The organism is Terrabacter sp. P2_E3 (assembly GCF_056403915.1).
Window position 1 is genome coordinate 281,448 of the sequence record NZ_JBFUEN010000009.1, and the last position, 14,511, is coordinate 295,958.

14 protein-coding genes and 1 pseudogene are annotated in these 14,511 nt (G+C 72.4%); 11 read left to right on the forward strand and 4 right to left on the reverse strand.

Annotated features, from left to right (window positions below; all coding sequences use genetic code 11):
* Positions 1 to 196: 196 nt before the first annotated feature.
* Positions 197 to 964: a helix-turn-helix transcriptional regulator gene (locus tag AC1DW8_RS13760; protein WP_056825093.1), complete on the forward strand. Its 768-nt coding sequence runs from the start codon at positions 197 to 199 to the stop codon at positions 962 to 964.
* Positions 965 to 1,043: 79 nt separating this feature from the next.
* A complete protein-coding gene (locus tag AC1DW8_RS13765) occupies positions 1,044 to 1,328 on the forward strand; it encodes an ANTAR domain-containing protein (RefSeq protein ID WP_478094689.1) in 285 nt (94 codons plus the stop codon).
* A 52-nt stretch (positions 1,329 to 1,380) separates the two neighbouring features.
* Here the strand turns inward: AC1DW8_RS13765 and AC1DW8_RS13770 are convergent, their stop codons facing one another.
* Positions 1,381 to 1,617 carry a hypothetical protein gene (locus tag AC1DW8_RS13770; RefSeq protein WP_478094691.1) on the reverse strand — a complete coding sequence of 79 codons (237 nt, stop codon included), beginning with the start codon at positions 1,615 to 1,617 and terminating at the stop codon, positions 1,381 to 1,383.
* A 40-nt stretch (positions 1,618 to 1,657) separates the two neighbouring features.
* Positions 1,658 to 2,104, reverse strand: coding sequence for a hypothetical protein (locus tag AC1DW8_RS13775; RefSeq protein WP_478094693.1), 447 nt, complete (start codon positions 2,102 to 2,104; stop codon positions 1,658 to 1,660).
* 181 nt (positions 2,105 to 2,285) lie between these two features.
* Here AC1DW8_RS13775 and AC1DW8_RS13780 point away from each other — a divergent pair, with 181 nt between their 5' ends.
* From AC1DW8_RS13780 to AC1DW8_RS13790, 3 genes are all read left to right on the forward strand, one after another.
* Positions 2,286 to 4,631 (forward strand): molybdopterin cofactor-binding domain-containing protein, encoded by a 2,346-nt coding sequence (locus AC1DW8_RS13780; protein ID WP_478094695.1) that lies wholly within the window; start codon positions 2,286 to 2,288, stop codon positions 4,629 to 4,631.
* A gap of 11 nt (positions 4,632 to 4,642) precedes the next feature.
* Positions 4,643 to 5,119 carry a (2Fe-2S)-binding protein gene (locus AC1DW8_RS13785; protein WP_056772970.1) on the forward strand — a complete coding sequence of 159 codons (477 nt, stop codon included), beginning with the start codon at positions 4,643 to 4,645 and terminating at the stop codon, positions 5,117 to 5,119.
* A gap of 220 nt (positions 5,120 to 5,339) precedes the next feature.
* Complete coding sequence (locus tag AC1DW8_RS13790) at positions 5,340 to 5,522, forward strand: hypothetical protein (protein WP_156023350.1); 183 nt, start codon at positions 5,340 to 5,342, stop codon at positions 5,520 to 5,522.
* 149 nt (positions 5,523 to 5,671) lie between these two features.
* Here the strand turns inward: AC1DW8_RS13790 and AC1DW8_RS13795 are convergent, their stop codons facing one another.
* Positions 5,672 to 7,444: a serine/threonine-protein kinase gene (locus tag AC1DW8_RS13795; RefSeq protein ID WP_478094698.1), complete on the reverse strand. Its 1,773-nt coding sequence runs from the start codon at positions 7,442 to 7,444 to the stop codon at positions 5,672 to 5,674.
* 204 nt (positions 7,445 to 7,648) lie between these two features.
* Here AC1DW8_RS13795 and AC1DW8_RS13800 point away from each other — a divergent pair, with 204 nt between their 5' ends.
* The 5 genes and pseudogenes from AC1DW8_RS13800 to AC1DW8_RS13820 all read left to right on the forward strand — a co-directional run bounded on the left by AC1DW8_RS13800 (position 7,649) and on the right by AC1DW8_RS13820 (position 11,847).
* Positions 7,649 to 8,671 (forward strand): YihY/virulence factor BrkB family protein, encoded by a 1,023-nt coding sequence (locus AC1DW8_RS13800; protein ID WP_478094700.1) that lies wholly within the window; start codon positions 7,649 to 7,651, stop codon positions 8,669 to 8,671.
* Positions 8,672 to 8,753: 82 nt separating this feature from the next.
* Positions 8,754 to 9,968, forward strand: a complete 1,215-nt coding sequence (locus AC1DW8_RS13805; protein ID WP_056772978.1) for an FUSC family protein — start codon at positions 8,754 to 8,756, stop codon at positions 9,966 to 9,968.
* 159 nt (positions 9,969 to 10,127) lie between these two features.
* Positions 10,128 to 10,307 (forward strand): hypothetical protein, encoded by a 180-nt coding sequence (locus AC1DW8_RS13810; protein WP_157623380.1) that lies wholly within the window; start codon positions 10,128 to 10,130, stop codon positions 10,305 to 10,307.
* 33 nt (positions 10,308 to 10,340) lie between these two features.
* Complete coding sequence (locus tag AC1DW8_RS13815) at positions 10,341 to 10,736, forward strand: MerR family transcriptional regulator (RefSeq protein WP_056772981.1); 396 nt, start codon at positions 10,341 to 10,343, stop codon at positions 10,734 to 10,736.
* Between the two features lie 75 nt (positions 10,737 to 10,811).
* Positions 10,812 to 11,847: pseudogene (locus AC1DW8_RS13820) on the forward strand (aldo/keto reductase).
* A gap of 51 nt (positions 11,848 to 11,898) precedes the next feature.
* On the opposite strand, the gene AC1DW8_RS13825 reads toward AC1DW8_RS13820, so the two are convergent.
* Complete coding sequence (locus AC1DW8_RS13825) at positions 11,899 to 13,668, reverse strand: hypothetical protein (RefSeq protein ID WP_056773055.1); 1,770 nt, start codon at positions 13,666 to 13,668, stop codon at positions 11,899 to 11,901.
* 169 nt (positions 13,669 to 13,837) lie between these two features.
* Between AC1DW8_RS13825 and AC1DW8_RS13830 the strand changes: the two genes are divergently transcribed.
* Positions 13,838 to 14,491 (forward strand): MBL fold metallo-hydrolase, encoded by a 654-nt coding sequence (locus tag AC1DW8_RS13830; RefSeq protein ID WP_056772985.1) that lies wholly within the window; start codon positions 13,838 to 13,840, stop codon positions 14,489 to 14,491.
* The last annotated feature ends 20 nt before the right edge of the window (positions 14,492 to 14,511 follow it).

The following is a 14,511-nucleotide window of genomic DNA, read 5'->3' on the forward strand; positions in this document are numbered from 1 at the left end:
GCATCGAAGCGATCGGTTGCGCGGGTTCGACGACCGCCGTGGCACGGCCCCGGTGTCCCCGAACTGAGCGCAACGCTACTGCTCCCAGCGGGTTCCGGCGCGGCAAACGGCTATCGGGCCAACGGCATTCTCGATCCCGCTTTTCGCTGAGGCAGGCTCTGGCTTATCCTCCAAATCAACGAAAAGGAGGATCGGCGTGCCGGGTGCCATCCGCAGCGACGTCCAGACGTCGCCCATGCGTCGGGCCGTCCTCGACCTGCTCGCCGACTCCGGCGACCCGGTCGGGACCCACGACGCCTCCGCCGGGACGCGCGGCCGCGAAAGAGGCGGGCTCAGCGCCTCCGAGGTCGGTGCCGCCCTCGGCCTCCACGTCACCACGGCCCGCTTCCACCTCGAGCGGCTCGTCGGCGCCGGGCTCGTCGCGACCGTGCAGCGGCGCGGCGCCGTGGGTCGGCCCCGCAAGATCTACGTCGACGCCCGGAGCACGCGGCCGGGCCTCGCGAGCCAGGAGGCCCTGCATGCCTTCACCGAGCTGCTGACGAGCGCCTGGTCCGACGCGGCGGACGGCTCGCCCGGCGACCCCGAGGGCGCCGGAGAGCGCTGGGTGCGTGGACGGCGCGAGGAGCCCGCGCCGCCGCCGGCCTCGACCCCGGGTGGCTGGCTCGGCAAGGTCGGCATGGCCGTCGACCTGCTCGACGAGTGGGGCTACCGGCCCGAGCTGGCCACCTCCGAGGGTGGCCGTACCGTCGAGCTCACCCTCAACGACTGTCCCTTCCTCGCGATGGCGCGGGCCCACCCGGAGGTCGTGTGCGCCATCCACCGGGGGCTGATCCGCGGCACCATGACCGCCGTCGGCGAGGAGGGCGCCGAGGTCGAGCTGCAGCCCTTCGTCACCGATCGCACGTGCTCGGCACGTCTCACGACGCCAGCCACCTTCGGTCGCGAGCGGCCCGCTCGGGCCTGACGCCGCACGGTCAGGTCGGGTCCGAGCCGGCTGGTGGCCGCGGTGAGAGGACCGGGCACCTGCCGGGTATGGGTGCGAGGTGAGCACGTCGTCAGCGCCCGGAGCCCCGCGCGGCCGGTCAGAGGGCGCCAACGGCCGGAACGTCGGCCGGACCCTCGACCGGTCCCCGGCGACCTCAGGGCGGTCGGGTCCGTCCGACGGCATCGACCTCGCAGTGGCCGTCGACCTCGTGGTGGTGCGCCGCGGCCTGACCGCCGACGAGGCCCACGCGCTGTTGTGCAGGCACGCCGAGGCAACCGGCCGCGACCTCGACGACGTGGCGAGCGACGTCATCGACCTCGGGACCTCGCGCCTGCCGCGCTGAGGGGCAACCGCGGGATCTCGCGCCTCGTCGGCGAGTGGCTCGCCGACGTCGGCTAGGGCTCGGGGGGAGCCTCGCCATTGGCCACGGTCTCGACCCAGTCGACGGCGGCGTCCGAGAGCCCCAGCCCGTCAGGCCCACGGCCGGCGACCCACCAGGCGTCGGGGTCGACGGGACCGCTGACTCGCGTGATGTCCTCGACGACGTCGAGCGGGAGCGGTTCGCCGTTGTGGGCGACGATCCAGTCCCTGGTCTCGGGTCGCACAGCGGACCACCACGTCTCGAGTGACATGAGCCCACTGTCGCAGCCTCGCGGGCGCACGTCGAGGGCCTCAGCCCGCAGGCGCCGGAACCCGCGACGGAGGGGCGAGCAGCCGGCGCACGACGAGCAGGCTCAGCAGGAGCGTGAGGATGAGCAGCGTCACCGACACGAACCCGCCGAGGCTGACGCTGTCGCCGAAGACGAGATCGATGGTCTTGAGCACGACGAACTTGCTGCCGACGAGGACGCCCCACAGGAGCAGCCCGGCGCCGACCTTGCCCACGGCGCTGCGCGCGGCGGTGAACCGGCCCCTCGCCCGCTTCTTCACCGCGACGACGACCTCGAGGACGCCCTTGAGCAGGACCGCCGTGAGCAGCGACAGCGTGAAGGTCTCGCTGATGACCGCTGGGACGTACTCGATGAAGAGGTTGAGCACGACGACGTAGACGAAGACGTCGACGACGTCGGCGGCGCGCCCGGTATTCGATCGGGGCGTCGGATCGACCTGACTGGGCACGGAACCCACTGTATGGGTGCCATCTCGCGGCGCCCGTGACATCGCGCCTCGTCGGCTCGTTGGGGCAGGGCAATCCGGATCCGCCTCTGCGGCGAACCACGGAGGCACCACCACGTGCGACCCGCCCCCACCCCACGGCACCCCGGACGCACGTGCACGTTCCGAGAAGGGACCCCAGTCAATGACGACGACGCCCGGCCACCCGCACGCCCAGAGCTCCGTCCAAGCCCATGGCTCACCACCCGACGGCATCAGCCGTAGGCGCTTCATCGGCTTCGTCGTCGCCGGGGCCACGCTCACCGTCGCGGCGGAGGTCGGCGGCGCCGCTCCTGCCTCGGCCGCGGTCCCGAGTGCGCCGCAGGTGCCCGAGCTCTACGACCTCGGCGACCTCCAGACCCACTCGGCGCTCCCGACGTCGCAGCTGATCACCATCACCGTCGACGACCACGGCCTGGCCCACTTCGCGATCCCGCGGATGGAGGTCGGGCAGGGCATCACGACGGCCGCGGCCATGATCATCGCCGACGAGCTCTCGATGCGCGTCGAGGACGTACGCGTGACACTGGCCCCCGCGCGCCCCGAGCTCGTCTTCAACCAGCTCACCGGCGGGTCGAACACGATGCAGTCGATGTTCACCCCGATCCGGGTGGCCGCCGCGGTGGCCCGTGGGGCCCTCCTGGAGGCCGCGGCGACCGCGCTCGGCGCCACCGTGGCCTCGCTCGTCGCCAAGGGCGGTGTCGTCACCGCTCCGGACGGCGGCACGCGAACGTATGCCGAGCTGTCGGGCGCCGCCGCGAGCTCGACGACGGCGGCCGTGGACGTCGAGCTCACGGCGACGAGCTCGTTCGACGTCATCGGCACGCCCCGCAGCCGGATCGACGCGCTCGATGCCGTGACGGGGCGCAAGCGCTTCACCATGGACCTCGACGTGCCTGACGCCCTGCCGACGATGGTGTGCCGCCCGCCCACGCTCAACGGATCGCCGCGCAGCGTCGACAACCTCGCGGCGGTCCGGGCCCTGCCCGGCGTCACCGACGTCGTCGTCGTCGACACGGGTGTCGCCGTGCGGGCCGAGACGTTCGGCCAGTGCATCGACGCCGTCCGCGCCCTCCGGGTCACGTGGGACGGCGGCCCGGTCGAGGGCGAGTCGGACGACTCGGTGCTGCGCCGGCTCAAGGCCGCCGAGCTGCCCATGACCGTGCCCAAGGTGCCGCTGCTGGCGCAGACCGTCGACCTGCGCTTCGAGTTCATGTTCCGCAGCAGCGCGGCCCTCGAGCCCAACTGCGCCATCGCCGACGTCCGCGACGACCGAGCCACCGTCTGGGCCGGCCTCAAGGCTCCCATCGTCGCCCAGCGCAACATCGCCAAGGCCCTCGGCCTGCCGATCGCCCGCGTCGCCGTCAACGTCGTGACCGGCGGAGGGTCCTTCGGGCACAAGCTCTTCGGTGACGCGGCGATCGAGGCCGCGAAGATCTCCCGGGCCATGGGCAAGCCCGTCAAGCTCATGTGGCACCGGGCCGACGAGCCCCGTCAGGGGCGCACGCACCCGATGGCGACGTCACGGATCCGCGCCACGCTGCTCGCGGGTGAGGTGCTCACCTTCGAGCAGCGGCACACGAGCATCAAGACCGACTTCTCGCACGGCCTGGGCGAGCGGCTGACCGCGATGGCGTCAGAGCTCCCCGCCGGCCTGGGCAACCTCGGTCTGGCGGAGTCGATCTTCACGCTGACCCAGGAGCTGCCCTACGACTTCGGGGTCGTGACCCAGCTGCTGGGCGAGGTCGACATGGGCTTCAACACCGGCAGCATGCGCAACATCTACTCGCCCGACGTCGCCTGCGCCAACGAGCTGTTCATCGACCAGCTCGCCAAGAAGCTGCGCAAGGACCCGCTCGCCTTCCGCCTGGCGTTCCTGCGCAACGAGCGCGTCAAGGCCTGTCTGCGCAAGGTCGCCGAGGTCGGGCAGTGGGGACGGTCGATGCCGTCCGGCACCGCCCAGGGGATCGCGATCCACTCGGAGTACAAGGGCGCGACGGCGGTCCTCGTCGAGATCGACTGCCGCCCCGAGACCGTGAACCGGCAGGTCCGAGACGCCGTGACCGGTCCCCGCGTGACCAAGGCCATCATCGCCATCGACGCCGGGCTCGTCGTCAACCCGCGCGGACTCGAGGCGCAGATGATGGGCGGCGTCTCCGACGGCATCGCGCTCGCCCTGACGAGCAGCAACCACCTGCAGGACGGTCACTTCCTCGAGGCGAGCTGGGACAACTACTTCTACACGCGCCAGTGGAACGTGCCCCTGACCTTCGAGTGCATCGTCATGCCCTCGGACGCCGAGCTCCCCGGCGGCGCAGGTGAGGCCGGCGTCGCCGCCTCCGTCGCCGCCACGGCGTGTGCCTACGCCCGCGCCACCGGCACCGTCCCGACCCGGTTCCCGGTGAACCACGGGACCGTGTCGTTCACCCCGAAGACCTTCGTCCCCCCGGTGCCGCCGTCGCCCACCGACGGCCTCGCCCACACCTACTGAGGAGCACCCCCATGGCACAGCACACCTTCCGGGTGAACGGCGAGTCCGTCACCGTCGACGTGGCCGACGACGTGCGGCTCCTCTGGGTCCTGCGCGACGTCCTCGGCATCACGGGACCCAAGTACGGGTGCGGCATCAACGTCTGCAAGGCCTGCACCTCGCACCTCAACGGCAAGGCCTTCAACCCCTGCTCGGTGCAGGTCAAGGACGTCGGCCCCGACGACGAGATCACGACGATCGAGGGCCTGCCCGACACGGTCGGCGCCGACCTGCATCCCATGCAGGAGGCGTGGCTGCAACGGGACGTCGCCCAGTGCGGCTACTGCCAGCCCGGCCAGATCATGGCGGCGGTGGCGCTCGTGCGCAAGGTCAGGGCCGAGGGTCGCGCCATCACCGACGACGACCTCGACGGCATCCGCAACGTCTGTCGGTGCGGCACGTACACCCGCATCCGCGAGGCGATCCGGGACGGCGCAGAGCGCATGTAGCTCCGGCGCCGGCCGTCGACCAGCGGTCGGTCGACGGCCCACCGACGGCCGCGCGCCCTTCTGGCCGCGGCCGTCGGCTGACCATCCCTTGCACGTTTCTTGAGACTTTCTTGCAGAAAGTCGGGCAATAGGGACGTATCCGCCCTTTGCGGCTGGTACACCTACTCCTGGGACACCGGCCACAGGGTAGAGCCGGGTGCCGCGACCAGGGAGAACCACGATGAGTGCAGTGACGGCGGCCGACGACGAGACGTTCGCGACCGTGATGACCGGCAGCGAGCGGGCAGCGATGCTCGAGCGTCTCGCGCAGGCCTGCACGACGAGCGTGGTGGCCCCGGTCGGCGCGGCGCGGAACCGAGCAGGGCACTCCGCTCGTTCACTGGTCATGTGGCGTTGCCCCTGACGGGATCCCCCGTCACCGTCGAACCACACCCCGAGCACCCCGCCGTCCGCGGCGCCCCGCCCCAGATCTGAGGCACGGCCACCCGAACGCGGTCGGCGGGGGCTCGACACACATCGACCCACCTCGGCGCGTCGCCGAGCCGTTGCCCGTCAGAGCTGGCGACTGCTCAGCACCGACGAGCGGTCGATCTTGAGGATCCCGCCGTCGTCGACGAGGGAGTATGCCGTCCGCTCCTCGAACCGACGCCCGTCGTCGAAGGCGTAGCGCAAGGTCGCCACGACGGACCGCGGTGCCGACCCGGTCGCCTGGCGGACGTCGACGGAGGAGACGGAGCCCCAGAAGCGCTCGTAGGTCGCGCGGCTGCCGGACGTCGTGGACCGGTAGCGGTCGGTCAGGCGCGCCCACCCCGCGTCCGTGTTGCCGGGGAGCAGCGCGTAGTAGTCGCGCACGGCGCGGGCGAGCTCGGCGTCCGTCGGGCGCCCCGACACCGTCGTGGACGGAGCCGTCGAAGGAGCCGTGGACGGCGTGTTCGACGGGGTCGCCGGGCGCGTGCTGGTCGGAGCGGTCGTCGAGGGCGAGGGCGACTCGGCCCGCGACGTCGTCGGCGACGTCGGCGGTCGCGTCACGCTGGGTGTCCTCGGGCTGGTCGACGCGACGGGCGGCGCAGCCTGCCCGCCGGGGTCGGTGGTGTCGCGCTGCAGGCCCCAGATGGCCAGGCCGGCGCCCGCGAGCACGAGGAGGGCCACGACGAGGAGCACGGCGGAGCGGCGACGGACCGGGGCCTCGCCGTCCCGGTCCACGTCAGCGCCACCCACGCCACCCTCGTCACCGTCGTCGTCGCCGCCCTCGAGCCGCGTCGCGTCGGAGGGTGGAGTCGCCATGACTCGGGCCGGCGCGTCGGTGGCGCCGGACGCCCCCGCCGCCGGCAGTCGGCTGGTGTMCGAGGTGTCGCCGCCCAGGTTGTCGCCGGCGACCGGCGCTGCGCCGCCCGCGGCCGCTGCGCCGGCGGTCCGGGCCGTCCCGCCCACGGGAAGAACCCGCGTACGGTCGGGCCGGAGTTCGGTCCCGGCACCGGGAGGGGGCACGGGGCCCCGGGGCGGACGTCCGGCGGCGACGTCGGCGAGGTCGGCCGAGACGTCCTGCATCGAGGGACGGTCGTCGGGAGACGCGGCGAGCATCGCGAGCAGGACAGGGGCGAGTGGACCGTCACCGGGCGGGGTGATCGAGCCGGAGGCCACCCGGTGCAGGAGCGCCATCGGGTTGTTTCCGGTGCCGAACGGCGGCGAGCCCTCGACGGCGGCATAGAGGGTCGCGCCGAGGGAGAAGACGTCCGAGGCCGGGCTCGACGGCGCCCCGCGCGCGACCTCCGGGGCGAGGTAGGCCGGGGTGCCGGTCACCATGCCGGTCGAGGTGAGGGACACGTCGCCCACGGCGTGCGAGATCCCGAAGTCGGTGATGCGGGCCGTGCCGTCCTCGGCGACGAGCACGTTGCCGGGCTTGACGTCGCGGTGCACGATGTCGGCGCGGTGCGCGGCGGCGAGGGCCGAGCCCAGCTCGGCGCCGAGCTGGGCGACCTCGCGCACCGGCAGGGGGCCGCGCTCGGCCAGCACGGCGTGCAGGCTCCGCGACGGGAGGTACTGCATGACGAGGCACGGCTGGCCGTCGTGGTCGACGACGTCGAAGACGGGCACCGCGTTGGGGTGGTGCAGTCGGGCCGTGTTGCGGGCCTCCCGCATGGCGCGTGCGTGGGCGACGCGAGCGTCGGCCTCGTCGAGGCCGACGGGGGAGTGCAGCTGCTTGACGGCCACGGCGCGGCTCAGTCGCTCGTCCCAGGCCAGCCACACGTGACCCATGCCGCCGGAGCCGATCCGGTTCATGAGCCGGTAGCGCCCGGCGATGAGGTCAGGCTGTACGTCCACCATGCGCGGCCTCTCCCTCCGGTTCGTGTCGGCACGTGCCGACGTGCGGTCAGTGGTGCCCGCCGTCCGGAGGCGACCACCTGCCCTGTCGGGCGACGCGTAGTGCTTCGTACCCACAGCAGCGCCCCATGCTGCCATTGCCCGACGACCACCCGGGACCGGCCCCCGTCCCGTGCGGTCGTCCCACCCACTGGGTACGGGCAGGGAATGGCACCAGCAAGCGACCCCTCACGCAGCAGCCGCAGCCCGGCACAGTCCGACACCCCCGACAGTCCCTCCGACCTGCCTCGGTCCTCGCTCGTCGCGGCCGTCAAGCGCGCCCGGGTCGAGTTCAAGCGGGACAACCTCACTGACCTCGCCGCCTCGTTGACCTACTACGGCCTTCTCTCGATCGCCCCGGCTCTCGCCGTGCTCGTCGCCGCGCTCGGACTGATGGGCCGCGACGCCACCGCGCAGGTGGTCAGCCAGGTCCAGGCGATCGCACCCGGTTCGAGCGCGGACTTCGTGCGCACGCTCATCACCCAGGCACAGGCGAACCGGACGAGCGCCGGCTTCGGGGCGGTCCTCGGGCTGCTCGTGGCGCTCTGGTCGGCCTCGGGCTACGTCTCGGCGTTCATGCGGGCCTCCAACGTCATCTACGACATCCCGGAGGGTCGTCCGATCTGGAAGACGGTGCCGATCCGCGTCGGGGTGACCCTGTTCGCCGTCGTCGTCATGGTCGCCAGCGCGGTGATCGTCGTCGTCAGCGGGCCGGTGGCCGAGCAGGTCGGCAACCTCATCGGTGCAGGGGACACGGCCCTTCTCGTGTGGGGGGTGCTCAAGTGGCCCGTGCTGCTGGTCCTCGTGTCGGTGCTCTTCGCCGTGCTCTTCTGGGCCAGTCCCAACGCGAAGCAGGGAGGGGTCAAGTGGGTCAGTCCCGGCGGCGTCATCGCCGTGCTGATCTGGCTCGTCGTCTCGGGGCTGTTTGCCGTCTACGTCGCGCTGTTCTCGTCGTACAACAAGACCTACGGGTCCCTCGCCGGTGTCGTCATCTTCCTCGTCTGGCTGTGGCTGACGAACATCGCGATCCTGCTCGGCGCCGAGGTCAACGCCGAGCTCGACCGGAGCCGCGCGATCGCCGAGGGCGTCCCGGAGGACCTCGAACCGTTCGCGGTGCCGCGGGACACCCGCGCCATGGACGACATCGACAAGCGGGCCGTCGAAGAGGCCTCGGAGCGCAGGTCCCCGTGAGCGCCCCCGCCAGAAGGCCGGGCGCGGGTGAGCGGGCACCAGGGGCGGCCGGTCCTCCGGACGCGGCGGCGGGTCACCGCACATGAGCCAGTGGCGGGACGACACCAACCAGAGGCTGCGGGCCCTGCGTCGGGCGCTGCACCAGCCCGGGCCGGAACGCGACGCCCTGCTTCTCCTCGTCAAGGCGGCGGTCGCGACCGTGCTGGCGTGGCAGTTCGCCGTGCGGGTGCTCGACAGCCCGGTCCCGTTCTACGCGCCGATGGCCGCCCTGCTCGTCGTCGACCGCACCATGGTGCGTTCCCTGTCGGCCAGCGCCCAGCGCATCGCCGCCGTCGTGCTCGGGCTCAGTGTCGCGTGGGTCGTCGCCACGGTCTTCGGGGTCACGTGGTGGACGATGTTCGGGGTCATCCTCGTCGCGCTCGTCATCGGGCGGTGGTCGCGTCTGGGGGAGCACGGCATCCAGGTGCCGGCCATGGTGCTTCTGTCGCTCATCACGGCCGGTGGCACCGACGAGCAGTTCACCTATCTGACGATCGTCGAGACGGTGGCCGGCGGCATCATCGGGGTGGCGACCAACGCGATCGTGCTCGCACCGCTCCACCTGACCAAACCGCGTCAACGGGTGTCGGCGCTCGCGCGACAGGTGCGTGAGCTCCTCGAGGAGATGGCCACCGGGCTCCGCGGTGACTGGGACGTCCAGTCGGCACGTCGGTGGTACCGCCGCGGGGGCGAGATCGGCGACAAGGCGCCGTACGTCGTCGACGACATCCGCACCGGTCGCGAGAGCATGCGCTTCAACCTGCGAGACAACATCCGTCCCGCAGACGTCGACTGGGACGGCTACGAGCGCACCGTCACGACGCTCCGCCGGACCGTCTGGGAGGTCACGGGCATCGGCCGGACCCTCGTCGATGCCGCTGACGAGCGACGTCGACGGCCCGCGCCCTCCGACACGTTCCTCGCGGAGTACGCCGACGCCCTCGACGGCATCGCGCAGGCCGTCTCACAGCTGGGCCGACACGACGACGAGGCGACCCGGAGGTTCGACGAGGGCGCGGCCAGGGCTCGGGAGGTCCTCACCTCGCTGAGTGAGCAGGTGCGCACGACGCCCCTCGAGGACCCCGAGCAGTGGCCTGTCTACGGCTCCCTCATCAGCGACTCGCTGCGGGCCGTCGCCGAGCTCGAGTCCGCGCGCGAGGCGGCGGTCGTCCCGGGTGACACCGGGTCGCTGCGGCTCCCGCCACCCACGGCGGGGCTGTGGTCCCGGCTCCGAGGTCACGGACAGCCCCGTCACTGATGTCGGCCGGCTACCGACGCGTAACCCCGGGGGGTGTCACGTCGTTCCCAGAGCACGCGGCCACGAGGTGCGCGTCCAGCGTGGCCGTTCGGCGGGGCCGGCGAACGGGGCCGGGGGACCCGCCCCGTTCGGTCGCCCGCCGAGGAGAGAGGAGCGACCGTGCCGGCACCCACCCCGCCTGACGCCGCCGGCTGGGAGTGCTGGACGTGGCCGGACGCCCAGGAGCGACGCCGCGCGTCCACGCGCGGCGTCGGCCGTCGTCGCCAACGGCTGCTCCGCGTCACCGTGTGCCGGCCCGTGTCGGGTGGACGGGAGCACGGCAGCCGCCCTCCCGCTTGACTTCGAGTGTGCTCGAAGCGTCAGCATGGTCCCGTGACCGTCATCGCACCGCCCCAGGGGCTGACCATCGCCGAGGCCTCCGAACGCACCGGCCTGACCACGCACACGCTGCGCTACTACGAGCGCGACGGGCTGATGCTGCGCGGCGTCGGCCGCACGAGCTCGGGTCACCGCGTCTACACCGAGCGCGACCTCACGTGGGTGCGGATGCTGACGCGCCTGCGCGCCACGGGAATGCCGATCCGCGAGGTCAAGGCGTATGCCGCGCTCTGCCGGCAGGGAGACGGCAACGAGACCGAGCGGCTCGCGCTGCTCCAGAACCACCGGGCGCGGGTGCTGTCCCAGCTCGCCGAGGTCACCGAGCACCTCGGCGCCATCGACAACAAGATCGGGATCTACCAGTCCGCGCTCGAGCGCGCCGAGACCTGAGGTTCCAGCACCGGCGCGCGGCGGCGCGGTCGACTGCTTGACTTCGAGCGCGCTCGAAGCGTTTCACTCGATCGCATGACCCAGATCCCCGAGACCACCACCCCTGCAGGAGACCGAGCACCGCTCGGCACGCGCACCCTCGGCGCGGCGTCACCACTGACCGTCTCGACCATCGGCCTCGGCTGCATGGGGATGTCCGAGTTCTACGGCACGGGTGACGAGGCCGCCGCCGTCGCGACGATCCACCGCGCCCTCGACCTCGGCGTCACCTTCCTCGACACGGCCGACATGTACGGGCCGTTCACCAACGAGAAGCTCGTCGGTCGGGCCCTCGACGGTCGCCGTGAGGGCGTCGTCCTCGCCACGAAGTTCGGCAACGAGCGAGCCGAGGACGGCACCCGGCTCGGCATCAACGGCCGCCCCGACTACGTCCGCCGCGCGGCCGACGCCTCCCTCCAGCGGCTCGGCATCGACCACATCGACCTCTACTACCAGCACCGCGTCGACCCGAACGTGCCGATCGAGGAGACCGTCGGCGCCATGGCCGAGCTCGTCGAGGCCGGCAAGGTCGGCCACCTCGGTCTCTCGGAGGCCTCGCCCTCGACCATCCGGCGCGCCCACGCCGTCCACCCGATCACCGCGCTCCAGACCGAGTACTCGCTCTTCACCCGCGACGTCGAGGACGAGATCCTCCCGACGCTGCGCGAGCTCGGCATCGGGCTCGTGCCCTACTCGCCCCTCGGACGCGGCATCCTCACCGGGGCCATCACCTCACCCGACGACCTCGAGGCCGGCGACTTCCGCCGCCGCCTACTTCCCGCGCTTCCAGGGCGAGGCCCTCGAGGCGAACCTGGCCCTCGTCGCGCGGGTGCGCGAGATCGCCGAGTCGAAGGGAGCGACCGCCGGACAGCTCGCCCTCGCCTGGGTTCTCGCCCAGGGTGACGACGTCGCGCCGATCCCCGGGACGAAGCGGGTGCGCTACCTCGAGGAGAACGTCGGGGCCGCATCCGTGCAGCTGACCGCCGAGGACCTGGCCGCGATCGACGCAGCCGTGCCGAGGGCCGCGGTGCGGGGTGCCCGCTACGGCGACATGTCGAGCATCGACGCCTGAGCCCGGATGTGGCGATGGTGGATCCGGCGCGCCCGTGTTGCCGCGCCGGGTCTACCGTCGCAGGACGTCGCGCAGGTTGACGACGAGCACGACCACGGCCACCGACACGAGCACCCAGTACGTCACGGGTTGCCAGTTGCCCGCGAACTCGGCCACGAGCGCGACGACGCCGAGCACCGCGACGACGCGGACGGCATACGCCAGGAAGTAGCCGCGGGTGAAGGCCTCGACCCCGAGGACGAGCACGAGCAGCACGGCGGCGCCGAGCGGCCGGTCGGTCACCTCGGGCTTGAAGAAGCCGGCGACGAGGTAGAGGACGAGGGGCGTGCTCACGACGGCCCAGACCGCGAGCAGGCGGTCTCGCGAGCGATCGCTCGCGGTGATCGGCGTCCGACGACGGGACAGGTGTGCGTGGGGTGTTGCCGTGGGGAGTCCGTCACGCAGGGCACGCTCCATCCGGGACCGCTCGTCGCGCAGTCGCACGGCATCCATCCGGAGGGACGTCAGCTCCCGCTCGTCGGACGCCAGACCCCGCACGTCGGGGCTGTCGGGGCCGAGACCGGCGGCGCGCGTCGTCAGGGAGTGGACCCTGGCGTCGGACTGCTCGGTGAGGTCGGCGAGCTGCTGGTCGATCTCGTCGATGCGATCGGCGACGAGGGCCGCCTCGGCCTCCGGGCTCGGGGCGACCTTCGCGAGCGCGGCCCAGCCGACGGGGTCTCCCCACGACAGCCGGACCGTGGCGTTGCGCTCGTAGCGCGGGCCGGCAGGCCCTCGTTCACCTCCGAGACGGTCCTTCGTGTCGTGGCCCCAGAGCCCGCGGTAGTCGCGCACCCACGGGGTCCGGTCGTCGATGACGACAGGACTCCAGGCCAGCTCGGCCGACGGGCCGATGGACGGGCCGTCCCCGCGGGCGTAGTCGATGTAGGGGATGCCCAGCCCGGCGCCCTGGGCCGCTCGCGCCCACGGGGCGAAGAGCTTGGCGAGGCGGCGCACGGCCGGGATGACACCGCCCCAGGACGGGGGTGCGACGGTGATGAGGTAGTCGCCGGGAAGGTAGGCGCCGGAATGGGATCCGGCCCCGGCGAAGACGACGGGATGGCGTCCGTCGACCGTTGCGAGGTCGGGGTCGTCCCAGCGGCGCCGCAGGTCGTCGCCCGTCTCGTCGTGGGCGCTGAAGACGACCCAGCGGGGTGGCGGCAGGCCGTCGTCGCCGAGCGTGCCCGTGCCGTCGAGGAAGACCGTCACCTGCTCCCAGTCGGCCTCGTGCTCGTTGACCCCGGAGAAGCCCGAACGCCAGTTGTTGAACGCGTAGAAGAACCAGTACTGGCACACGACCCAGCCGTCGCTGCGCACGACGCGGCCGTAGTAGGTCGGGCGGTCGGGGGAGAGGTGCGCCTGCTGGACGGCGTACGCGGTCGCGGCGCTGCCGCCGGGCACCGATCCGCGGAGCAGGAGCGAGAGCCGGCTCAACGTGTCGATCGTCCGGCCGAGCAGGCCGACCTGCGCGAGACGGCTGCCGGCGCGGAAGCTCGGGCGGGCGCCCGGCAGCGCGCGACGCAGGCGTTCTCGGAACGACCGCGGCTCGGTGATGCCGGACAGTGACAGGCCGGGCCCGTCGTGGTCCGCACCGTGGGCAGCGAGCGCGGCCAGGTCCAGGGTGCCCGTCGGCGTGAGGACCGTGGCCGACCCCGCCTCGTCGCGGATGAGGCTCGCGTGTGCCACGTAGGCGTCGACGGCGACCGGCAGGAAGTACTCGCCGCGGGTGAGGCGCACGACGGGCTCGTATGCCCGGAGCAGGCGCAGGTCAGCGTCGTGCGCCACGGTGTCCACCCGTCGTCACCCCGATCCGGCCGAGCCAGCACGCGCCGGTCCACGGTGCGACCGGTCCTGCGGTGAGTCTGGCACCCGGCAGCGACGCGTGCAGAACGTTGAGGCCCCGCGTGTGCTGTGTCTCGCGGTTCGGTCGAGGGGACCGTGATTAGGTGGTGGCATGCGTGTGACTCACCTCGGACATGCCTGCCTCCTCGTCGAGGCCGCCGACCGCCGCATCCTCATCGACCCGGGCAGCTTCTCGACGGGTTTCGAGGACCTGACCGGCCTCGACGCGGTCCTCGTCACCCACAACCACGCCGACCACTTCGACCCGGAGCGGGTCAGCGCCCTGATCCGCGCCAACCCCGGAGCGACGGTGCACACCGACCCCCTGACGGCCGAGAAGCTGCGCGACGAGGGCCTGCCGGCGGTGCCGTCCCGGCAGGGCGAGGACTTCGCCGTCGGCGACGTCACGGTCACCCCGGTCGGCGAGCTGCACGCCTTCAACCACGCGGCGATGCCGCGCATCCCCAACGTCGGTGTCGTCCTGCGGGCCGACGGCGAGCCCTCCCTCTTCCACCCGGGCGACGCGTACGACGGCGAGCCCGGCCCGGTCGACGTCCTCGCCCACCCGCTCAGCGCGCCGTGGGCCGCGAGCCGGGACTCGATCGCCTTCGTCGGTCGCATCGCCCCGAAGGTCTTCATCCCCATCCACGACGCGCTGCTCAGCGACGTCGGGCACCGGATGTACTCCGGCCACATCGAGCAGTTCTCCGGTGTCGACGGCCTCACGTACACCCCGCTGCGCGACGCCGAGTCGGCGATCTTCTGACGCTCGATCTCGGGGCTGTG

Bases quoted from the DNA above. Each gene is read 5' to 3' on its own strand.
- AC1DW8_RS13770 (WP_478094691.1), bottom strand. From the start codon at position 1,617: ATGTCACTCGAGACGTGGTGGTCCGCTGTGCGACCCGAGACCAGGGAC.
- AC1DW8_RS13780 (WP_478094695.1), top strand. From the start codon at position 2,286: ATGACGACGACGCCCGGCCACCCGCACGCCCAGAGCTCCGTCCAAGCC.
- AC1DW8_RS13785 (WP_056772970.1), top strand. From the start codon at position 4,643: ATGGCACAGCACACCTTCCGGGTGAACGGCGAGTCCGTCACCGTCGAC.
- AC1DW8_RS13790 (WP_156023350.1), top strand. From the start codon at position 5,340: ATGAGTGCAGTGACGGCGGCCGACGACGAGACGTTCGCGACCGTGATG.
- AC1DW8_RS13800 (WP_478094700.1), top strand. From the start codon at position 7,649: ATGGCACCAGCAAGCGACCCCTCACGCAGCAGCCGCAGCCCGGCACAG.
- AC1DW8_RS13805 (WP_056772978.1), top strand. From the start codon at position 8,754: ATGAGCCAGTGGCGGGACGACACCAACCAGAGGCTGCGGGCCCTGCGT.
- AC1DW8_RS13830 (WP_056772985.1), top strand. From the start codon at position 13,838: ATGCGTGTGACTCACCTCGGACATGCCTGCCTCCTCGTCGAGGCCGCC.